At 78.9% G+C, this 20,733-nt stretch carries 19 protein-coding genes and 1 riboswitch; of the genes, 7 read left to right on the plus strand and 12 right to left on the minus strand.

The annotated features are described in order from the left end of the window. Positions 1-49: 49 nt before the first annotated feature. The 9 genes from ACRYMN_RS01220 to ACRYMN_RS01260 form a co-directional block, all read right to left on the minus strand. Positions 50-619: an alpha/beta hydrolase gene (locus ACRYMN_RS01220; protein WP_432491120.1), complete on the minus strand. Its 570-nt coding sequence runs from the start codon at positions 617-619 to the stop codon at positions 50-52. A 10-nt stretch (positions 620-629) separates the two neighbouring features. After that, entirely contained in the window at positions 630-1,523 is an 894-nt protein-coding gene (locus ACRYMN_RS01225; protein WP_432491122.1) for an NAD(P)-dependent oxidoreductase, read from the minus strand. After that, a complete protein-coding gene (locus ACRYMN_RS01230) occupies positions 1,511-1,816 on the minus strand; it encodes a ChbG/HpnK family deacetylase (RefSeq protein ID WP_432491124.1) in 306 nt (101 codons plus the stop codon). The genes ACRYMN_RS01225 and ACRYMN_RS01230 overlap by 13 nt, the downstream gene beginning before the upstream one ends. Positions 1,817-1,847: 31 nt before the next feature. Then, positions 1,848-2,984, minus strand: coding sequence for a DUF2332 domain-containing protein (locus ACRYMN_RS01235; RefSeq protein WP_432491126.1), 1,137 nt, complete (start codon positions 2,982-2,984; stop codon positions 1,848-1,850). Positions 2,985-2,993: 9 nt separating this feature from the next. Continuing rightward, complete coding sequence (locus ACRYMN_RS01240) at positions 2,994-4,130, minus strand: cysteine desulfurase family protein (protein WP_432491128.1); 1,137 nt, start codon at positions 4,128-4,130, stop codon at positions 2,994-2,996. Beyond that, entirely contained in the window at positions 4,127-5,011 is an 885-nt protein-coding gene (gene nadC, locus ACRYMN_RS01245) for a carboxylating nicotinate-nucleotide diphosphorylase (RefSeq protein WP_432491130.1), read from the minus strand. The genes ACRYMN_RS01240 and nadC overlap by 4 nt, the downstream gene beginning before the upstream one ends. Continuing rightward, positions 5,008-6,594, minus strand: coding sequence for an L-aspartate oxidase (nadB, locus tag ACRYMN_RS01250; RefSeq protein ID WP_432491132.1), 1,587 nt, complete (start codon positions 6,592-6,594; stop codon positions 5,008-5,010). Before nadB ends, nadC begins: the two co-directional genes overlap by 4 nt. Continuing rightward, the gene (gene nadA, locus ACRYMN_RS01255; protein ID WP_432491134.1) at positions 6,591-7,886 is read right to left on the minus strand and encodes a quinolinate synthase NadA; all 1,296 of its coding nucleotides are present in this window, start codon (positions 7,884-7,886) and stop codon (positions 6,591-6,593) included. Before nadA ends, nadB begins: the two co-directional genes overlap by 4 nt. A gap of 153 nt (positions 7,887-8,039) precedes the next feature. Next, positions 8,040-8,732, minus strand: a complete 693-nt coding sequence (locus tag ACRYMN_RS01260) for an NUDIX hydrolase (RefSeq protein ID WP_432491136.1) — start codon at positions 8,730-8,732, stop codon at positions 8,040-8,042. A gap of 572 nt (positions 8,733-9,304) precedes the next feature. Here ACRYMN_RS01260 and ACRYMN_RS01265 point away from each other — a divergent pair. Then, the gene (locus ACRYMN_RS01265; protein ID WP_432491138.1) at positions 9,305-10,588 is read left to right on the plus strand and encodes an MFS transporter; all 1,284 of its coding nucleotides are present in this window, start codon (positions 9,305-9,307) and stop codon (positions 10,586-10,588) included. A 30-nt stretch (positions 10,589-10,618) separates the two neighbouring features. Here the strand turns inward: ACRYMN_RS01265 and ACRYMN_RS01270 are convergent, their stop codons facing one another. Next, positions 10,619-11,236, minus strand: coding sequence for a malonic semialdehyde reductase (locus ACRYMN_RS01270; RefSeq protein ID WP_432491140.1), 618 nt, complete (start codon positions 11,234-11,236; stop codon positions 10,619-10,621). A gap of 58 nt (positions 11,237-11,294) precedes the next feature. After that, the gene (locus tag ACRYMN_RS01275; RefSeq protein ID WP_432491142.1) at positions 11,295-12,680 is read right to left on the minus strand and encodes a cryptochrome/photolyase family protein; all 1,386 of its coding nucleotides are present in this window, start codon (positions 12,678-12,680) and stop codon (positions 11,295-11,297) included. A 101-nt stretch (positions 12,681-12,781) separates the two neighbouring features. Between ACRYMN_RS01275 and ACRYMN_RS01280 the strand changes: the two genes are divergently transcribed. The 4 genes from ACRYMN_RS01280 to ACRYMN_RS01295 all read left to right on the plus strand — a co-directional run bounded on the left by ACRYMN_RS01280 (position 12,782) and on the right by ACRYMN_RS01295 (position 19,319). Next, the gene (locus ACRYMN_RS01280) at positions 12,782-13,468 is read left to right on the plus strand and encodes an iron-dependent transcriptional repressor DtxR (protein ID WP_432491144.1); all 687 of its coding nucleotides are present in this window, start codon (positions 12,782-12,784) and stop codon (positions 13,466-13,468) included. Positions 13,469-13,697: 229 nt separating this feature from the next. After that, a riboswitch (cyclic di-AMP (ydaO/yuaA leader) is annotated at positions 13,698-13,830 on the plus strand. Between the two features lie 5 nt (positions 13,831-13,835). Continuing rightward, positions 13,836-14,783: a C40 family peptidase gene (locus ACRYMN_RS01285; RefSeq protein WP_432491146.1), complete on the plus strand. Its 948-nt coding sequence runs from the start codon at positions 13,836-13,838 to the stop codon at positions 14,781-14,783. Positions 14,784-15,157: 374 nt separating this feature from the next. Then, entirely contained in the window at positions 15,158-15,652 is a 495-nt protein-coding gene (locus ACRYMN_RS01290; RefSeq protein WP_432491148.1) for an HNH endonuclease, read from the plus strand. An 82-nt stretch (positions 15,653-15,734) separates the two neighbouring features. After that, positions 15,735-19,319, plus strand: a complete 3,585-nt coding sequence (locus tag ACRYMN_RS01295; RefSeq protein WP_432491150.1) for an ATP-binding cassette domain-containing protein — start codon at positions 15,735-15,737, stop codon at positions 19,317-19,319. Between the two features lie 66 nt (positions 19,320-19,385). Here the strand turns inward: ACRYMN_RS01295 and ACRYMN_RS01300 are convergent, their stop codons facing one another. Further along, positions 19,386-19,817, minus strand: coding sequence for an Ohr family peroxiredoxin (locus ACRYMN_RS01300; RefSeq protein WP_432491172.1), 432 nt, complete (start codon positions 19,815-19,817; stop codon positions 19,386-19,388). Between the two features lie 63 nt (positions 19,818-19,880). Here ACRYMN_RS01300 and ACRYMN_RS01305 point away from each other — a divergent pair, with 63 nt between their 5' ends. After that, positions 19,881-20,387 carry a hypothetical protein gene (locus ACRYMN_RS01305; protein ID WP_432491152.1) on the plus strand — a complete coding sequence of 169 codons (507 nt, stop codon included), beginning with the start codon at positions 19,881-19,883 and terminating at the stop codon, positions 20,385-20,387. After that, positions 20,384-20,602, plus strand: coding sequence for an RNA-binding S4 domain-containing protein (locus ACRYMN_RS01310; RefSeq protein WP_432491154.1), 219 nt, complete (start codon positions 20,384-20,386; stop codon positions 20,600-20,602). Before ACRYMN_RS01305 ends, ACRYMN_RS01310 begins: the two co-directional genes overlap by 4 nt. The last annotated feature ends 131 nt before the right edge of the window (positions 20,603-20,733 follow it).

Consider the following 20,733-nt stretch of genomic DNA (forward strand, 5'->3'; position numbering starts at 1 on the left):
GGCGCCCGGAGCGCGGCGCCTGGAGCGCGGCGCCGCGTGCGGCGGGGCGTCAGCCGCCGCGCGGGTCCTGCCGCTCGTCGTCGCCGCCGATCAGCCGCTCCAGCAGGGGCAGGCGCTCGCACGGGTCGTCCGCGTCGCCGAAGTGCCCGCGCGGGCGCACCACCAGCGTGCCGCCGAGGCGCTGGAGCATCTCCAGGCCCTGCTGCGCGTCGCACCCGTAGGGGTCCTCCACGGAGTTCACGAAGCACAGCTCGCGGGCCCCGGCGCGCACGCGCTCCCAGTCGTAGGACTCGCGCAGCACCGGTTCGGCCTCCTCGCCCGGCGGGCGCCAGTACCCGGCCACGAGCACGGCCTGCGCCACGGGCTCGGTCAGCTCCTGCAGCAGCGCAAGCAGCAGCGCCGCGCCGCCGGAGTGGCCCACGAGCACGGTGCCGGCGTCGAAGCGGTGCGCGGCCAGCACGCGCGGCAGGAACGTCGCGATCGGCTCGACGTTCGTGCCCGGGTGGTGCGGCACCTCGACCTCGTACCCGCGCGCCCGCAGGCGCCCGGCCAGCCAGCCGTACCAGCACACGTCCGGGGTGGCGCCCGTGCCGTGGAAGACGACCGCCCTGCGCCTCACCGCTCGCACTTCACCCCTCGCGCTCGTGGGCGAACCACACGGCGCTGACGTCCTGCCCGCCGTGCCCGGCGGCCACGACGGCGGCGAAGTGCTCGTGCACGGCCCGCGTCACGGCGGCGTCCGAGCCGGCGCCGGCGGCCGCGGCCAGGACCAGCTCCAGGTCCTTGGCCGCGCCCGCCGCCCCGAACTGCGGCTCGTGCCGGCCCTCCAGCATCGCCGCGCCCTTGCCCTGCACGTAGGGGGAGTCCATCGCCCCGCCGCGCACCGCCTCCAGGAACAGGCGCGGGTCCACGCCGAGGTCGCGCGCCAGGGCCAGCGAGGTCGCCACCCCGTCCACGACGGTGAGCACCCACGCGTTGCACGCCAGCTTCAGCCGCGAGCCGGCCCCGGCGGCGCCGACCCACAGCACGCGCTGGGCGATCGCGGCGAACACCGGCTCCAGCAGCGCGCCGAGCTCCTGCTCGTCGCCGCCGGCCAGCACGGTCAGCGCGCCCTGCTCGGCCGGGCCCTTCGTGCCCAGCACCGGCGCGTCGACGAAGCGCAGGCCCAGCTCACCGGCCAGGCGCGCCAGGCGCTCGGTGCCCTCGACGCCCACGGTGCTCGTCTGCACCCACACCGCGCCGGGTGCGAACCCCTCGCGCGCGGCGCGCACGGTCTGCTCGACGCTGTCGGCGTCCCACAGCATCGTCAGCACCACCTGCGCCCCGCGCACGGCGTCGGCCGCGTCCTCGGCGACGCGCGCGCCGACCTCGGCCAGCGGGCGCGCCTTCTGCGGCGAGCGGTTCCACACGGTCAGCGGCAGCCCGGCGGCGGCGAGGTTGCGGGCCAGGCCCGCGCCCATGGTGGAGGTGCCCAGCAGGGCGACGGCGGGCAGCGCGGGGGAGGCGTCGGTCACGGGGACCATGGAGCCACGGCGCGCGCCGGCCCACCACCCGGCGCCCGGCCGGGCCCGCCGGGCCGGGGCGGCGCCGCGCCCGCCGCCGGGCAAGGGCCCGCCGCCGGGCAGGGCACCACCAGGCCGGCCGAGGCGGCGAGCCCCTCGCGCACGGCCGCCAGCACCGCGGTGTTCACGCCGGGATGCATCCCCAGGTCGTCGCGGGTGAGGACGAGGGCGCGGGCCCCGGCGCGCACGGCGCGCGAGCACCCCACCACCGGTCCCCACGCGGCGCCGGAGGGGACGAGTTCGCGTTCGGGCACGGCGCGAGCGTGCCGCACCCGCCCGGCGGCGTCAGCCCCGCCCGGGCCGCGGCCCCTGGTGCCAGCGCACCGGCACGCCGTGCGGGGCGGCCGTGCCGATCACGCGGCGGTGCCCGCCGGGCCAGGTCGTCACCGTCACCGGGTAGCCGGTCTCGCCGCGGTCGAAGGCCCCGCCATCGCCCTCGCCGGGTTCCAGGCGGACCCGCGCCAGCGGCGCCCCCGGCGTGGCGGTGGCGCCCAGCTCCTCCAGCCGGGCCTCGGCGGCGGCGCGCTCGGCGGCGGGCAGGTACTGCCACACCACCGAGTGCTGCACCACGGTCAGGGCGCCCGCGCGCAGCTCCAGCCCGGCCAGCAGCGCGGCGGCCCCGGTGCGCAGGCGCTGCACCGGCACCCGCCGCGCCAGCTCCAGCGCCGCCTCCAGGCGCGCGGTGCGGTGCGGCTGGTCGGCCCACACGTACGAGCGCAGCAGCAGCGCCCCCTCGGCCGAGGCCGGGTCGACGACGTCGGGGTCGCCGCCGACGCGCTCGACGACCTCGAAGGAGCCCGGCGCGGCCCACCCGGCCGGCTCGGCGTCCCACGCGCCCTCCAGCACGACGGTCGAGCCCTGCGGGCCCCGCGCGCTGCCGTCCGCACCGCGGTACCGGAAGCGGTCCAGCAGCAGGTTCAGCCCCGCCGAGCAGCCCACCTCGTGCAGGCGCACGGGCACCACCGGCCCCAGCGCGGGCAGGGCCCCGGCGACGGCGGTGAGCAGCCCGCCCACCAGCGCCGCCGAGCGGCCCACCTCGTTCGTCTGCGGGGGAGTGCGCAGCCCCTCGCGCAGCTCGGCGCGGCGGGTGCCGAACAGCTCGCGCAGCGCCCGCCAGGCCGCGCCCGCGTCGCCGTCGCCGCCCGTGCTGGGCAGGTGGGCGGCGTAGCCGGGCGCGCGCCCGGACAGCGCCAGGCGGTGCGCGGCGCCCAGCAGCCGCAGCGGCAGCGCCGCCCCCGGCGGGTCGTCCTCGTGGCCGGCGAGCACCGCGCGCGCCGGGCCGCCGGCCCCGACGTCCTCGGCGGCGCGGGTCAGCAGGTGCGCGTACAGCGGCGAGCCCAGGTCGGCGCAGGCGCGCGCCTGCCCGCGCAGCAGGTCCGCCAGCCGGTCCGCGCCGGGGTCGTGCGCCAGCTCACCCGTCACGGCGCGACGCTAGCGAGCGCCGGCGGCCGCGCGCACGGCGAGGGGCAGCGCGCGCAGCACCGCCTCGACGTCCTGCTCGCCGGTGGACGGCCCCATCGAGAGGCGCACCGCGGTGCGGGCGGTGTCGGCGTCCAGGCCGGTGGCCAGCAGCACGTGCGAGGCGTCCTCGGAACCGGCCGAGCACGCCGAGCCGCTGGAGCACACGATGCCGGCGGCCTCCAGCTCCAGCAGCACCGTCTCCCCGCCCACGCCGGGGAAGCAGAACGAGGCGTGGTGCGGCAGGCGCTGCACGGGGTGGCCGGTCAGCAGCGCGCCGGGCACCTGCTCCAGCACCCCGGCGACGAGGCGGTCGCGCAGCGCGGCCAGCCGGGCGGACTCCTCCTCGCGGGCGGCCTCGGCCAGCCCGAGGGCCACGGCGGTGCCCACCGCGCCGGCCACGTCCACCGTGCCCGAGCGGCGCCCGCCCTCCTGCCCGCCGCCGTGCACGACGGGTTCCAGGGGGACGGACCCGCGCACGAACAGCGCCCCGGAACCGCGCAGGCCGCCGAACTTGTGCGCGGAGATCGACAGCGCGTCGACGCCGAGCGCGTCCACGTCCAGCGGCAGGTGCCCGGCGCTCTGCACGGCGTCGGTGTGCAGCGGGACCCCGTGCGCGCGGCACAGGCGCGAGACCTCCGCCAGCGGCTGCACGGTGCCGATCTCGTTGTTGGCGTGCATGACGGACACCAGCGCGGTGCCGTCGTCGACGAGGCGCTCGAGGTGCTCGAGGTCCACCACGCCGCAGCGGTCCACGCCCACCTCGTCCACGCGGAAACCCCACCGGGTCAGCGCGCGGGCCGTCTCCAGCACCGCGGGGTGCTCGATGGCCGAGACGACCACGCGCCGGTCGCGGGGCGCGGCGGTGGCGATGCCGGTGACGGCGAGGTTGTCGGCCTCGGTGCCGCCGCCGGTGAGCACCACCTCGCCGGGGCGGCAGCCGAGCACCTGGGCGATGCCGGCGCGCGCGGCGTCCAGGCCCGCCCTCGCCGCCCGGCCGGCCTCGTGGGCGCTGGAGGGGTTGCCGGTCACGCTCGTCAGGTACGGCCACACGGCCTCGAGCACCTCCCGGCGCGGCGGCGAGGTCGCCGAGTGGTCCAGGTAGATCACGGCGCCACCGCCGCGGCGACCTCCACGTCCAGGCCCAGGTCGAGGGTGCGCGCGTTCTGCGTCAGCGCGCCCACCGAGACCAGGTCCACGCCGGTGCGCGCGATCGCGGCCACCGTCTCCAGCGTCACCCCGCCGCTGGCCTCGGCCAGCGCCCCGGCGGCGTGCACGCGGCGCACCCCCTCGGCCAGGTCCGCCAGGGCGAAGTTGTCCAGCAGGACGACGTCCACGCCCGCCGCCAGCACCGCGTCGAGCTGGTCGAGGCGGTCCACCTCCACCTCGAGGGCGGTGGTGTGCGGCACGCGCTCGCGCACCGCGCGCAGGGCGGTGGTGACGTCCACGCCTTCGGCCAGCAGCACCGCGAGGTGGTTGTCCTTGACGAGCACCGTGTCCGAGAGGGACCGGCGGTGGTTGTGCCCGCCGCCGGCGCGCACGGCGGCGCGCTCCAGCGCCCGCAGCCCCGGGGTGGTCTTGCGGGTGTCGACGACCCGCGCGCCGGTGCCGGCCACGGCGTCGGTGAACGCCGCGGTCAGGGTGGCGATGCCGGACAGGTGCTGCAGCAGGTTCAGGGCCACGCGCTCGGCGCGCAGCACCGCGTGCGCGGAGCCGGCCACGCGCCCGAGGACGTCCCCGGCGGCGAAGCGGGTGCCGTCCGGGGAGAACTGGCAGCGCAGCAGTGCCCCGCCGGTCAGGGCCGCGGCCTGCTCGAACGCCGCCGCCGCGGCGGCGGTGCCGGCGAGCACCCCGGCCTCGCGGGCGCGCAGCTCGGCGTGGGCGACGGCCCCGGCCGGCAGCAGCGCCTCGCTGGTGACGTCGCCCCAGGGGGCGTCCTCGGCCAGGGCGGCGGCCACCACGGCGGCCACCGGGTCGGCGGGGTGGTTCACGCGGTCCTCCGCAGGGTGCGCCGGCGCGGCGCGCCGGGGGTCTCGGGGTGGTCCTCGCGGTGGTGCGCGCCGAGGCTCTCGGTGCGCAGCGCGGCCGCCGTCACCAGCAGCCGCCCCACCAGCAGCAGGTTCGCGTCCTCGTGGGCGCGCCGGCCGGCGCCGGGGGTGGCGGCCAGGTCCAGGGGGGTCTCCTCGGGCGTGAGGAGCTTGGCGGCCACCGCCAGCCCGGCGGCGTCGCGGAACAGCCCGGCGTGCTCCCACAGCGCCGCGCGCACGTCGCGGCGCGGCACGTGCGCAGCGCGCACGCCCGCCTCGCCGGGCAGGTCCACCACCTCGTCGGCGGGGAAGCGCGCCGGTGCGCCGTCGGCGCCGGCGGCCACCGCGGCCACGTCGGCGGCCACCGCGGCGCCGGTGACCAGCGCCTCCAGCAGCGAGTTCGAGGCCAGCCGGTTCGCGCCGTGCACACCGGTGCAGGCGACCTCGCCGGCGGCCCACAACCCCGCCACGCCGGTGCGCCCGCGCGCGTCGGTGCGCACCCCGCCCATGAGGTAGTGCGCGGCCGGGGTGACCGGCAGCGGCTCGCGGTCGGGGTCCAGGCCGGCGGCCGCGCACATCGCCGCGATGCCGGGGAAGCGGCGCGCGAACGGCGCGCCGGTGCGCGCGCGCAGCCCGGTGGCGTCCAGCAGCGCCGGGCGCCCGCCGTGGGCGGCCACGGCGCGGCCGGTGGCGCGGGCCACCACGTCGCGCGGGGCCAGTTCCGCGCGCGGGTCCACCGCGGGCATGTACCGCTGCCCGGCGGCGTCCAGCAGCACCGCGCCCTCCCCGCGCACCGCCTCGGAGACGAGGAACGGCTCCTCGACCGCGGCGACGGTGGGGTGGAACTGCACCATCTCCAGGTCGGCCAGGCCCGCGCCGGCGCGCCACGCGGCGGCCAGGCCGTCGCCGGTGGCCACCGCCGGGTTCGTGGTGCGGCTGAAGAGCTGACCGGCCCCGCCGGTGGCCAGCACCACCGCGCCGGCCTCCACGCGCAGCGGCGCGTCCTCGCCGGACGCGCCGCGCAGCAGCAGGTCCGCGCCCACCACCCGCCCGTCGCGCACCACGAGGTCCACGAGGAACGCCTCCTCGTGCACGGCGACGCCGCTGCGGCGCACGGCCAGCGCCAGCGCCGCCGAGAGCACCGCGCCGGTGCGGTCGCCCCCGGCGTGCAGGATGCGCGGGCGCGAGTGCGCCGCCTCCAGCCCCAGGGAGAAACCCCCCGAGGCGTCGGTGTCGAAGCGCGCCCCGCGCCCGAGCAGCGCGCGCAGCGCGGCCGGGCCGGCCGCGCACAGCGCCGCCACGGCCCGCGGGTCGCACAGCCCGGCGCCGGCGGCCAGGGTGTCGGCGGCGTGCGCGGCGACGTCGTCCTCGTCGGCGGCCACCGCGATGCCGCCCTGCGCCCAGCGGCTGCTGCCGTCGCCCAGGACCGTCTTGGTGGCCAGCACCACCGACCCGGTGCGCGCGGCCTCCAGCGCCGCGGTCATCCCCGCCAGGCCCGCCCCCACGACGAGCACGTCGCAGGAGGCGGTGCGCACCGGGGTGCTCACGGCCGCACGGCCAGCATGCGCTCCAGCGCGGTGCGCGCGTCCTCGGCCACCCGCGCCTCGACGCGCACCCGGTTGACGACCTGCCCGCGCACCAGCGACTCCAGCACCCACGCCAGGTACGCGGGGTGGATGCGGTACATCGTCGAGCACGGGCACACCACCGGGTCCAGGCACGTGATGGTCAGGTCCGGGCGGGTGTCGGCCAGGCGGCGCACCATGTTGATCTCGGTGCCGATGGCGAACGCGGTGCCGGCCGGGGCGGCGTCGACGACGCGCTGGATGTACTGCGTCGAACCGCTCTCGTCGGCGGCGTCGACGACCTCGACCGGGCACTCGGGGTGCACCACGACGCGCACGTCGGGGTTCGCGGCGCGCGCGGCCTCGATCTGCGCCACCGTGAAGCGCTGGTGCACCGAGCACCAGCCGCGCCAGAGCACCACGCGCGCGTCGTGCAGCGCCTCGGCGGAGTTCCCCCCGCGCGGCTTGCGCGGGTCCCACAGCGGCATCGCGTCCAGGGGCACGCCCATCGCCTTGGCGGTGTTGCGGCCCAGGTGCTGGTCGGGGAAGAACAGCACGCGCCGGGCGCGCGCGAACGCCCACTCCAGCACCTCGCGCGCGTTCGAGGAGGTGCACACGATGCCGCCGTGCGCGCCGCAGAACGCCTTCAGCGCCGCCGCGGAGTTCATGTACGTCACCGGCAGCACCGGGACCCTCCCGTCCGCGTCCGGCTCGGTGCCGTACAGCGCGGTCAGCTGGTCCCAGCAGGCGTTCACCGCGTCGATGTCGGCCATGTCGGCCATCGAGCAGCCCGCCGCCAGGTTCGGCAGGATCACCGGCTGCTCGTCCGTGGTGAGCAGGTCGGCGGTCTCGGCCATGAAGTGCACGCCGCAGAAGACGACGAACTCCGCCTCGGGGTGGCGCTGCGACTGCTGCGCCAGCTGGAAGGAGTCGCCGACGAAGTCGGCGTAGCGCACGATCTCGTCGCGCTGGTAGGCGTGCCCGAGCACCGTCACCCGGCTGCCCAGGGCCTCCTTCGCGGCGCGGATGCGCCGGTCCAGCTCCTCGGGCGCCAGCAGCCGGTACTCCGCGGGGATCTGCTGCTGCACCGGCGTGGTGGCCGGGGCCGGGTCCTGCCGCGAGGCGCCGGCGCCGTACGTGGGCGCCGGCAGCGGCAGGCCCGGCGCGGCGTCGAACTGCCACGGGCCGCTGGGCAGGTCGGGGTCGCACGTCTCGGCGTCCACCCGCCCGGGGGTGCGGGCGAGCAGCGCGATCTGCGTGGGGACGGACGCCATGGCGTGCCTCTTCTCGACGGGACCGGCCGCTGCCGGGTCCGGGGTCCTCCGGGACGGGGTGCCGCGGGGTTCGCGGCGGTTCTGGTGGTTCGGGGGTCCTGCGGTTCCGGGGTCGTGCGGTTGCGGGGTCGTGCGGTTGCGGGGCGCCGCCGCTCAGGCGGGCGGGCCCGCGGGGGTGAACGGTCCGGCCGAGCCCTCGGGCACGACCGCGCGGTACAGCTTCGGCGGGCGGTGCCGCCCGCCGGCCTGGTGCTCGCCGGTGGCGGCGATCGTGCCGGAGTGCTCCACCTGGCGGCGGAAGTTCGCCGGGTCCAGCGGCCGCTGCAGGATCGCCTCGTGCACCTCGCGCAGCTCGGCCAGCGAGAAGCGCTCGGGCAGGAAGTGCAGGGCCACGTGGGCGTGCTGCACCTTGCTGCGCAGCCGGTACAGCGCGTACTCGACGATCTCGTCGTGGTCGAACGCCAGGCCCGTGCAGTCGTCCGCCGCGGTCCAGCGCACGTTCTCGCCCTCGGCGGCCGCGGCCGCGAGGTGGTTGCGCACCAGGGCGGAGTAGACGACCGAGACCACCCGCTGGCCGGGGGAGCGGTCCGGGCGCCCGAACGTGTAGAGCTGCTCCAGGTAGCTCGGGCGCAGGCCCGTGGTCTCCGCCAGCGTGCGCCGGCCGGCGTCGCTCAGGCTCTCCTGCGTGCGCACCCAGCCGCCCGGCAGCGCCCACTGCCCGCCGAACGGGTCGCGGGTGCGCCGCACCAGCGGCAGGTGCACGCGCGGGCGCCCGGCGCGGTCGGGCAGCAACGCGAAGATCACGGTGGAGACGGCGACGAGGATCGCCTGCTGGGACTGCACCACCGCGGACTCCGCCGATCCTCCGGACCACCGCCCCCCGGCCGGGGAGTAAGGGTGGTTCTGACAGCAACTGGTCCGGAGCGTAGGGCACGCCCGCGCCGGCTGGCAAGGCGCCCGCCCCCGACCGGGCGGGGACCGGCGGTCGGGGGAGCCGGGCGGGGAGCCGGGCGGGGAGCCGAGCGGGGAGCCGGGCGGGGGCCCGGCCGGGGCGCCCTTTCGCCCGGCGCGAAACGGAGGTGACAACCCGCGGGGGCCGTCGTAGCGTTGAGGCACACGGGAAGGGAGGTGGTCCGGTACATGAGTTCTCATCGGACGCGTGAGGTGGCTGCCCGCTAGCAGCCGCGCGATGGACGCGGACCGCTCTGGTCGCCCCGCGCGGCGCGGCGAATCCACGGCAGTCACCGGGTCCCCGGGCGCCGGCCCGTCCAGCCGGCCCTCTCCCCGCCCAGCGGGGGAGGAAGCGCCCGGGGACTTCTCCACGTCCGGGGGCGGTCGACGTCCCGGACGCCCGCTCCCCGCGCCGCCGCGGGCCGGGCCGGCGGTGGTGTCCCCGCCGCACCACCTATGCTCGGCGGGTGAGACCCGCCCGCTCCCGGCAGCGCTGGCTGGTGGACACCACCCCCCTGCGCGAGAGCCCCGCCTTCCGCCGGTTGTGGGTCGGGCAGTCCCTGGCCGGCATCGGCACCCAGCTCACCGTCGTCACCGTCGGCCTTCAGGCGTACGCGCTCAGCGGCTCCACCCTCGCCGTCGGCGTGGTGGGCGTCTTCGCGCTCGTGCCGCTGGTCGTCCTCGGCCTGTACGGCGGCTCCCTCGTCGACGCGCACGACCGCCGCCGCGTGGCGCTGCTGTCCTCCGTGGCGCTGTGGGCGGTCTCCCTGGCGCTGGCCGCCCAGGCCTGGCTCGAGCTGGGCTCCCTGCACCTGCTCTACGCGCTGGTGGCCCTGCAGAGCGCCGCCTTCGCCGTGAACACCCCGGCCCGCTCGGCGATCGTGCCGGCCCTGGTGCCGCCCGCCCAGCTGCCGGCGGCCAACGCCCTGTCGGGCACCGCGAACGCGCTCGCCCTGACCGTCGGGCCGCTGCTGGCCGGCTTCCTCGTCGACGGCGGCGGCTTCCGCGCCGCCTACACCCTCGACGCGCTCACCTTCGTCGCCGCCCTGACCGGGGTCTGGCGCCTGCCGGCGATGCCCCCGGCGCACGCCGCCGGCGCGCACCGCGCCGGGCTGCGCTCGGTGCTGGAGGGCGTGCGCTTCCTGGGCACCCGCCCCAACGTGCGCATGACGTTCCTGGTCGACCTGTGCGCGATGGTGCTGGCGATGCCGCGCGTGCTGTACCCGGCCATCGGCGCCGGCGACCTCGGCGGCGGGGCGCGCACCGTGGGGGTGCTGGCCGCCGGCTTCGCCGCCGGCTCGGTGCTGGCGGGGCTGTTCTCCGGGCCGCTGGGGCGGGTGCGCCGCCAGGGCGCCGTGGTCGTCGGGTGCGTGGCCGTCTACGGCGCGGCGGTGGCCGCCTTCGGCGCCGTGCTCGTCCTCGCCCCCTCCGGCGCCGGGTGGCGGCTGGCCGCCTGCACCGCGCTGCTGGGGGTGTGCGGGGCGGCCGACGCCGTCAGCGCCGTCTTCCGCGGCACGATCCTGCAGGTGGCCACCCCCGACGCCCTGCGCGGGCGGCTGCAGGGGGTGTTCATCGTGGTCGTCGCCGGCGGCCCGCGCCTGGGGGACGTGGTCCTCGGCGGCACCGCCGAGCTCACCGGCGAGGCGGTGGCCGCCCTCGCCGGCGGGCTGGCGTGCGTGGTGGCGGTGCTGGCGCTCTCGCGCGCCCAGCCGCGCTTCGCGCGCTACGACGCGCTGCACCCGCAGCCGTAGCGCGGGACCCGCGCGCCCGCCCGCGTCCGCTCAGACGGTGCGCACGACCTCCTCGTGCGACAGGCGCGGCCCGCGCGGGCGGAACCCGGCCGGGTCGGCCACGCCGACGTTGACCACCGCGACGACCTCGTGCTCGCCGTCGGGGAAGAACTCGCGCTCGATCGCCGGCGCGTCGATGCCCGTCATCGGCCCGGCGGACAGCCCCACCGCCCGCACGGCCATGATGAGGTAGCCCAGCTGCAGCGCGGTGTTGAACACCGCGGTGCGCTCGCGGTACCCCGCGTCGGCGAAGAGGTCCCTCGCGCCGGGGTAGTGCGGGAACAGGCGCGGCAGCTCCTCGTCGAAGCGGCGGTCGGCGGCCACCACGACGCTCAGCGGCGCCGAGCGCGTCTTGTCGCCGTTGCTGCCGCTCATCATCGTGGCCAGCCGCTCGCGCGCCTCGGGCGAGCGCACCAGCAGCAGCCGCATCGGCTGGGTGTTCATGCTGGTGGGCGGGTACTTCGCCAGCTCCAGGACCGCGGCGACCTGCTCGTCGGTGACCGGCTCGTCCGTCCACCGGTTGGGGGTGCGCGCGCCCGTGAACAGCGCCTCCAGCGCCTCGGGGCCGACGGCGGTGGCGGTGGCTGCGGTCGTCGTCGTGCTCGTCATGCCCCCATCCTCACCGCCGTCCCGGCGCGCCCGCGCGCCGGCGCCGGTGTGCGGCGCCTCACACCCCGTCCGGCGCCTCCCGCCGCAGCCGCGCGTAGCCCTCCAGCGCCGCCCTGCGCTCGGCGGCGTGGTCGACGACGCGCTCGGGGTAGCCGTGCGCGTACCCGTCCGGCGCGCTCCACGGCTCGTGCGCGCGCCGTCCGGGCAGGTGGCGCAGCTCGGGCACGTACCGGCGCACGTACTCCCCGTCCGGGTCGAAGCGCTGCCCCTGCGCGACGGGGTTGAACACCCGGAAGAACGGCGCCGCGTCGGTGCCCGAGCCGGCCACCCACTGCCAGCCGTGGGCGTTGCTGGCGATGTCCCCGTCGCGCAGCCAGCGCATGAACTCGCGCGCGCCCAGCGTCCACTCCACGTGCAGGTCCTTGACGAGGAAGCTGGCGACCACCATCCGCACCCGGTTGTGCACCCAGCCCTCGGCGCGCATCTGCCGCATCCCGGCGTCGACGAAGGGGTAGCCGGTGCGCCCCTCGCTCCAGGCGCGGAACGTCTCGCCCGGCTCGGAGTAGCTCAGCCGCGCCAGCTGCGGGCGCAGGTACTCGCGCGCCGACTCCGGCCGGTACCACAGCACGTCGGCGTAGAACTCCCGCCAGGCCAGTTCGGTGCGGAAGGCCTCCGCGCCCGCCGAGCGGTGCCGCGCCAGGTCCGCCAGCAGCGTGCGCGGGTGCACCTCGCCCCACTTCAGGTGCACCGACAGCTGCGAGGTGCCCGCCAGGTCGGGGCGGTCGCGGTCGTGCTCGTAGCCCTCGAGCCCGTCGGCCAGGAACGCGCGCCAGCGCTCCCGCGCGGCGCCCTCACCGGCGGGCGGCAGCCGCAGCGCGCCCAGGTCGGGCTCGTCCGGCCAGTGCGCCCCGCCCACGCCCTCGCCGCCGCCGCGCACCCAGCGCGCGCCGGCGGGGGAGCCGGCCGGGGCCGGCCAGCCGTGCGCGGCCCAGGCGCGGGCGAAGGGGGTGAAGACCTGGAAGGGGCGCCCGGCACCGGTGAGCACCGAGCCGGGCCCGACCGCGTAGGCGGTGCCGGTGCGCACCAGCTCCACCCCGGCGCCGGCCAGCGCCGCCTCGACGGCCTCGTCGCGCCGGCGCCCGTGCGGGCCGGTGTCCGCGGCCACGTGCACCCGCGCGGCGCCGGCGCGCGCGGCCACCCGCGGCAGCACCCGGACCGGGTCGCCGCGCTCGACGACCAGGCGACCGCCCAGGGACTCGTCCAGCGCGCGCAGCGAGCGCAGCAGCCAGGCGCGGCGCACGTCCCCCGACGGGCCCCACAGCGCGGGGTCCACGACGAACAGGGGCAGCACCTCGCCGTCGGCGGCGGCCGCCAGCAGGGCCGGGTTGTCGGCCAGCCGCAGGTCGCGGCGGAACCACATCACGCTCGTGCTCGCGCGGCTCACCCGGCGGACGCTAACGCCGCGCCCGCGCCCGCGCGACGCGGCGGTCCCCGGCAGCGCCGGACCGGTGCGGTCCGCGGTGCCCATGACGGAGAATGAGGACCGTGAGCGACCTCATCGACACCACCGAGATGTACCTGAAGACGGTCTTCGAGCTGGAGGAGGAGGGCATCGTGCCGATGCGCGCCCGCATCGCCGAGCGGCTGCACCACTCCGGCCCCACCGTCTCGCAGACGGTGGCGCGCATGGAGCGCGACGGGCTGCTGCACGTGGGCACCGACCGCCGCCTGGAGCTCACCGACGCCGGGCGCGCCAAGGCCATGCGCGTCATGCGCAAGCACCGCCTGACCGAGCGGCTGCTCACCGACGTCATCGGGCTGGACTGGTCGCTGGTGCACGAGGAGGCGTGCCGCTGGGAGCACGTCATCTCCGAGGAGGTCGAGCGGCGCCTGGTCGACATCCTCGACCACCCGCACTCCTCGCCCTACGGCAACCCGATCCCCGGGCTGGGGGAGCTGGGCGAGAGCGGCTCGGAGGAGGACTTCCGCGCCGGCGTGCAGCCGCTGACCGCCCCCGCCCTGGACGGGCGCCGCGTCGTGGTGCGCCGGCTGGGCGAGCCGCTGCAGACCGACGTGCAGCTGCTCTCGCGCTTCGCCGGCGCCGGCCTGCGTCCGGGCGCGGAGGTCGTCGCCCGCTCCGCCGCGGGCGGCTACGAGGTCTCCGTCGGCCCGGCCGTCCTCGAGCTCAGCAGCGCCCAGGCCTCGCACCTGTTCGTCGCCGCCGGGGACTGACCCGCAGCCGGTCCCGCGACCGGTCCCGCGACCGCTCGCGGGCCGGCGCGCGCGTCGCCGGCGCGTCACGCGGGCGCCACGTGGTCGTCACCGCTCCGTGACACGGGGGCCCTGGACGGGTTATGGTCCACCCGCTTCCGTGAACGTTCACTCGGAGGCCCTCGCACGGACGCCGAGCCCTGCCACCGCGACGAGGTCCCACGCACACGTGTGGCAGGGACGGGGGAACCAATTTCCCGGGCACGACCCCACGGCCAGCCGGGCCGGGGGTGCGGGTCCTAGGGGTGAAGCCGGTGAGAACCGGCCGGGCGATGCTCCCGCCCGAACCCGACAGCTCACCTCGCAGGCGTCGGAGAGGCACACCACCGTGACGAACACCGTCCCGGCGCGCCACCGCGCCCCCGTCCGCCCCCTCACGCCCCTCACCGGCCTCGGCCGCGCCCTGGGCCGCCGCGCCGGCGACGCCGGCCGCGCCGGCGTCGTGGCCGCCGCCGCCGGCGGCCTGCTGGTCTCCGGCGCCCTGCCGGCCGGTGCCGCGCCGGCCGCGGCCCCCGCCGCGGGCGCCGTCACCACCAGCGTCAGCACCGGCCTCGGCTCCGCCGTCGGCTCGGCCTTCGGCACCGCGGTCGTCGGCGTGGTCTCCGCGCCCGCCGCGGCCACCGCGGCCACCGCCGCGGCCGCCGCCTTCAGCGCGGTGCCCACCCCGGCGCCGCCGCCCCCGCCGGCCCCCGTGCTCGTGCAGCGCGCGCAGCGCTCCGCGGCCGACGCCCCCGTCGTGGAGACCTCGGTGGACCGCGCCGCCCTCGACGAGGCGCGCCGCGTCGAGGTCCAGGTCGTCGCCGCCCCGGCGCCGGCCCCGGCGCCCGCCCCGGCCCCCGCGCCGGCCCCGTACCTCGCGCCCGCCCCGCCGACGCCGGCCCCGCCGGTGCTGCCCCCGCCGCCGGCCCCGGCCGTGCCGCTGGGCCAGCGCGTCCTGGACGTGGCCGACGACTACGCCGGCACGCCGTACGTGTACGGCGGCACCACCCCGGCCGGCTTCGACTGCTCCGGCTACACCAGCTACGTCTTCCGCCAGCTCGGCGTGGAGCTGCCGCGCACCGCGAACGCCCAGCTGGGCGCCAGCGCCCGCATCAGCCGCGCCGAGGCCGTCCCGGGCGACCTGGTCTTCTTCACCAGCGGCGGCCGCGCCTTCCACGTGGGCATCTACGCCGGCGGCAACCAGATGTGGGACTCCCCGCGCGCCGGCAAGCCCGTGCAGCTGCGCGCGATCTGGAGCGACGCGGTCACCTTCGGCCGCGTGGCGCCCGTCGTCTGACGCGGCACCGGACCGCACCACGAGCACGCACCGCGGCAGCGCCGCGCCGCAGCGGGCCCGGCACCTCGGGGGTGCCGGGCCCGCTGCCGCGTGCGCGCCGTTCGCGGCAAAGGCGTGTCCCCGCGGGCCCTGCCGACGTACAGTGCGCTCACGACGACGGGAGGAGGTGCGCAGGACGTGTCCAGCCCCGCAGCCGCGCGCCGTCCCGGACCCGTGGCCCCCGGCCCGGCCCTGCCCCCGATGACAGTGGGGGTACCCGTGGTGCGCCGCTGCGCGCACGTGCGCCAGCACGTGCACCATGCCGCGCACGTCGTCGCTCCCAGAGGCGTCGTCCCCACCGGGGACGGCGCCTCTCGTCGTCCGTGGAGGTGCTTGTGCGAACCCTCGTGCTGAACGCCGGCTACGAACCGCTCGCGGTGGTGTCCTTCCGCCGGGCGCTCGTCCTCGTCCTCGCCGGGAAGGCCTCGGTCGTGCTGGCCGACGCCGACCCGGTGGTGGGCGCGACGGTGAGCCTGGAACGCCCCTCGGTGATCCTGCTGAGCCGCTACGTGCGGGTGCCGCGCGGCACCTCGGTGCCGGTCAGCCGCCGCGGCGTGCTGCGCCGCGACCACCAGCGCTGCGCCTACTGCCGCGGGCACGCCACCACCGTCGACCACGTGCTGCCGCGCAGCCGCCGCGGGCCGGACACCTGGGAGAACCTCGTCGCCTGCTGCGTGCGCTGCAACAACGCCAAGGGCGACCGCACGCCCGAGGAGATGGGCTGGGCGCTGGGCTTCCGGCCCGCGGTGCCGCGCGGGGCGTCCTGGGCGGTGCGCGGCGCCGAGCAGGCCGACCCGCGCTGGGACGAGTACCTGGCGCAGGCCGCCTGAGCGGGCCGCCGCGCGCGGCCGCCGGCGGGCCGCGGGGAAAAGGGGGAGAGGTCCGTCCGGGGGCGTCGCTAGCGTGCTGACGGTGCGCACCCCGGAGCAGGCCCCGCCCCGACCGGCGGGCACCGCTCCCGTCCCCGCCGCGCCGCCGCCCGCGCGCACCCTGACCGCCTCCCGGCTCGCCGGGCCCGGCACGGTGCTCGCCGGCGCGCTGGCGGTGCTGGCCTCGCTGGGCGAGACCCTGGGCACCGTCGTCACCGGCCGCCTGGCCGACGACCCCGGCGCCGGGCTGCTGGTGGCGCTGGGCGTGCTGCTCGTGGGCGCCGGGGTGCTCGACGCCGTCGGGCGCGCCGTCTTCGCCACCCGCGTCGGGCGCGCCGAGGGGCGCCTGCGCGCGGACCTGCTCGACGCCGCCCTGACCCAGCCGCTGCCGGTGCTCGCCGAGCAGGCCGTCGGCGAGGTCATCGACCGCGTGGACGACGACCCGCGCCAGCTCGCGCGGGTGCTGCGCGAGACCGGCTGGCGCCTGGCGCGCGCCCTGCTGCGCTCGGCGCTGGGCTGGGTGGTCGCCGGGCTGACGTGGTGGCCGGCGTGGATCGCCTTCCCCGCGGTGGCGGTGGCCGCCCTGCTGGTCGCCCGGCCGCTGACGGCCCGGGTGGCGCGCTGCAAGGTCGTCGAGGAGGTCGCCTGGAGCGAGCACGCCGCCCAGCTGGAGGAGGCCGTGGCCGCCCGCGACGACGTGCGCGCCGCCCTGGGGCGCGCGCACGTGCTGCGCCGCTACGCCGAGGGCGCCCGCGCGGTGCTCACGGCGGTGCGCGGCACCAGCACCGCCTCCGCGTCGGTGGCGGTGCGCACCGCCCTGGTGCTCTCCGTGCCGCTGGTGCTGCTCGTGCCGGCCGGCGCGGCGCTCGTGGCGCGCGGGGAGCTGGGGGTGGCGGCCTTGGTGACCACCTGGCTGCTGCTCGCCGGCTTCGTCGGCGACCTGACGGAGGTGGCCGACCGGCTGCCGGAGGTGCAGGCCGGCCTCGGCGCGCTCCAGCGCGCCCGGGCGCTGCTGGGCGCGCCCGCCGAGCTGGCCGGCGGCGCGGCGCCGCCGCCGGGCCCGCTGTCCCTGCAGGTGCGCGACCTGACCTTCGCCTACCCGGACGGCCCGCCGACCCTGCGGGGGGTGGACCTGCTGGTGCCCGCCGGCACCACGTGCGCCCTCGTCGGGCGCAGCGGCGCGGGCAAGTCGACGCTGGCGGCGCTGTTCTCGCGCGCGGTCGAGCCGCCGCCGGGCGCGGTGCTCGTCGGCGGGCGCGACGTGCGCGAGCTGGACCTGCAGGAGCTGCGGCGCACCGTCGGGGTGGTCACCCAGCGCACCGAGCTGCTGGCGGCGACGCTGGCGGAGAACATCGCCCTGGCCGCCGACGTGCCGCGCGAGGCGGTGCAGGGGGCCGTCGACGCGTTGGGCCTGCGCTCGTGGGTGCAGGCCCTGCCCGCGGGCCTGGACACCCCGCTGGGCCCGGGGGGCACCACCCTGTCCGCCGGCGAGGAGCAGCTCGTGGCCTTCGCGCGCCTGCTGGTGCGCGACGTGCGGGTCGTCGTGCTCGACGAGGCCACCGCCCGCATGGACCCCGTCACCGAGCAGCGCGTGACCGCCGCGGCCGAGCGGCTGCTGGCCGGGCGCACCGGCCTGCTCGTCGCGCACCGGCTGAGCACCACCCGCCGGGCGGGCTCCGTGGCCGTCCTGGACGCCGGCCGGCTCGTGCAGCACGGCCCGCGCGCGCGCCTGGCCGCCGTGCCGGGCCCGTTCGCCGACCTGCTCGCCGCCGCCGACGACGCGGGCGCGGCGGGGGACGCGGCCGGGGACGCGGCCGGGGGCGCGGCCGCGGCGCAGGGCGTCGCGGGCGACGACGACCACGGCCGCTCGGTGCCCGCGCCGCGGCGCGCGCGCCCGGCGCCGGCCGAGCCGTCGCCGCGCCTGGCGCGCACGGTGCTGCGGGCGGTGGGCGCGCACCCGCGCTGGGGCCTGGCCGGCGCGGTGCTGTTCCTGGTGACCTCGCTGCTGGGCGCGCACGGCGCGCTCACCGGTGCGCTGTGGGGGCGCGTCGTCGAGGACGTCGCCGCCGGGGACGCGGACGGTGCGGGCGGTGCGGCCGGGGGCCCCTGGCTGGCGGCGGCCGCGGTCTGCGCGGCGCTGCTGGCCGGCCCGTTCGCGCTGCGCGGGGCGCTGCGCGTGTACTTCCAGTGGTGGAACGCGGTGACGCTGCGGGTGCGCTGCGCGGTCCTCGCCGGGCAGACGCAGCAGCACCGGCTGGCGCGCGTGCCGGCCGGCGAGGTCACCGCGCGCTGCCTGGATTCCGAGCGGTTCGTGCTCTACGTCGACCGCTGGGTCGACGTCGTCATCGGGTGCCTCGTCGTGGTGAGCACCGCGCTGCTGGCCGGCAGCGCCGCCGCCGGCGCCGTCGTCGCGGCGGTCATGGCCGTCTCGGCGCTGGTGTCCTCCAGCGGCGCCGGCGTCGCCGGGCGCAGCGCCGCCGGGGCGGGGGAGGCGCGCGCCCGCTTCGGGCGTTCCCTGGGCTCGGCGGTCGACGCCGCGCGCACGGTGAAGCTGGCCGCGGCGACCCCGGCGGTGCTGGCCCACCTGCACGCCGTCGACGACGCGCGGGTGCGCGCCTCGGTGCGCGAGTTCCGGGTGCGCGCGCTGCTGGACGGGGTGCCGGTGGTGCTCGTGCAGCTCGGGCTGGTCGCCACGTGGTGGCTGCACCTGATCGGCACCTGGGGCCTGGGCACCACGCTGCTGGTCTCCACCGCGGTGGCCGGCTCGTCGTACTTCGGGCAGGTCGCCGGCGCGGTCGTCACCGAGGCGCCCGTGGCGCGCACCTGGCTGCGGGCGGTGGCGGCGCTGTCCGGGCGCGCCGACGTGCTCACCGCCCCGGCCGGGGTGGACCTGGTCGCCGGCACCGCCCCCGCCCCGGCGGAGCCGGCGCGCCGGCCGCTGCGCGAGCTGGAGCTGCGCGGCTTCGGCGCCGTGCACGAGGACGGCACCGTGGGCGTGGCCGGGGTGGACCTGCGGGTGGCCGCCGGGGAGCTGGTGCTGCTGACCGGGCGGGTCGGCTCGGGCAAGTCCAGCTTGCTGGCGGCCCTGGCCGGACTGGTCGACCACGAGGGCTCGCTGCGCTGGAACGGCGCGGAGGTCGCCGACCCGCAGGTCTTCCTGCGCCCGGCGCAGGTCTGCCACGTCGCGCAGGTGCCCCGGGTGCTGTCCGGCTCCTTCGCCGACAACGTCGCCCTGGACCACCCCGGCGCCGCCCGGCGCCTGCCGCGGGCGCTGGAGGACGCCCGGCTGCTGCCCGACGTGGAGGTCGCCGGCGGCCCGGGAGCCCTCGTGGGGCACCGCGGGGTGCGCCTGTCCGGCGGGCAGGTGCAGCGCCTGGCGCTGGCGCGCGCGCTGGCCTCGGGCGCGGAGCTGCTGGTGGCCGACGACGTCTCCTCCGCCCTCGACGCGCGCACCGAGGTGGAGCTGTGGCGGGGGCTGCGCGAGCGCGGCGCCACCGTCGTGGGCTCCAGCGCCAAGCGGGCCGCGCTGGCGGCGGCCGACCGGGTCGTGGTGCTGGTCGGCGGGCGGGTGGCGGCCAGCGGCCCGTGGGAGCGGCTGGAGGGCGAGTGGGGCCACCTGGCCGGCTGAGCCCGGCCCCGGGTTCAGCCGGGCCCCGGGTTCAGCCGGGCCGAGGCCGGGCCGGTCGAGCCGGCGCTAGGCCTGCTCGGCCACCAGGGTGACCGGCACGTTGCCGCGGGTGGCCTTGGAGTACGGGCACAGCTCGTGGGTGCGCTCGAGCAGCCGCTGCAGCGGCTCGGTGCCCAGGCCCGGCACCGAGGCGCGGATGCTCACCGCGAGGGCGTAGCTCTCGCCCTCGGGACCCAGGCCGACCTCCACGTGCAGCGTGGAGCCGGAGACGTCCACGCCCTGCTCCTTGGCGGCCAGCGCCATGGCGCTCTGGAAGCAGGCGCCGTAGCCGGCGGCGAAGAGCTGCTCGGGGTTGGTGCCCCCGCCGGGGCCGCCCGTCTCCTTCGGCGCCTGCAGCACCACGTCGAGCGCGCCGTCATCGCTGACGGCCCGGCCGCCGCGGCGACCGCCGGTCGTCGTGGCGCGCGCGGTGTAGACGATCTTCTCGGGGGTGTTCACCACGTCCACGACGTTAGGTCGACCCGCACCGCTCCGCACGGGGGAGGCCGCGCGGTCGCGGTGGTGCGACGCTGGAGCCGCCCGCGCGCCGGTCGCGGCGGGCGCGACGGGCACCACGAGCACGACGAGCAGGACGAGGAGGACCCGGTGGCGGACGCGGGCGAGGGCAGGGGCGGCAGGGGGGGCGCGTCGATCGACGCGGTGCTGCGGGAGGTGCTGCGCCAGGGCCGGCTCGACCCCGGCGCCGAGCGGCTGGCGGCGCAGGGCGTGGAGCGGCTGCGCTCGTTCCTCAGCGGGGACCCGTCGGCCGACGGCGGCGCGGCCCCCGGCGGGCCGGGCGCGCCGGGCGCGCCCGCGGGCGGGGTGCCGCTGGAGGCCGAGGTCGTCGAGGACGCGGCCGTGGCGGCGCCCGGTGCGGCGGCGGAGCGGCTGCGGCACACCGTCCCGCTGCGCGGCGGGCGGCAGGCGGAGCTGCTGCTGCCCGCGGACCTGACCGGCGCCGACGCCCGGCGCATCGCCGCCGTCCTGGACGCTCTGGCGCTGGACGACGAGGAGGGCCCGGCCGCGTGAGCGCGCCCCGCGAGGTGGAGGTCAGCGGCACGGTGCGCCTGGGGCAGTTCCTCAAGCTGGCCGGGGTCGTCGGCTCCGGCGGCGAGGCGCGCGAGCTGCTCGCCGAGGGGCGCGTGAGCGTCAACGGCGAGGTGGACGAGCGCCGCGGCCGCCAGCTCTCCGACGGCGACGTCGTCGCGCTGGACGGCCGGGAGTGGCGGGTGCTCGTCGGCTGAGCCCCGCGGGCGCGCGCGGGCTACCGTGCCGGGTGTCCCGGGGGGGGGGGGGGGGGGGGGGGGGGGGGGGGGGGGGGGGGGGGGGGGGGGGGCGGGGGGGGGGGGGGGGCGGGGCGGGGGGGGCGGGGCGC

The organism is Kineococcus gypseus, from assembly GCF_050871305.1.
In the GTDB taxonomy this organism is placed as follows: Bacteria; Actinomycetota; Actinomycetes; order Actinomycetales; family Kineococcaceae; genus Kineococcus; species Kineococcus gypseus.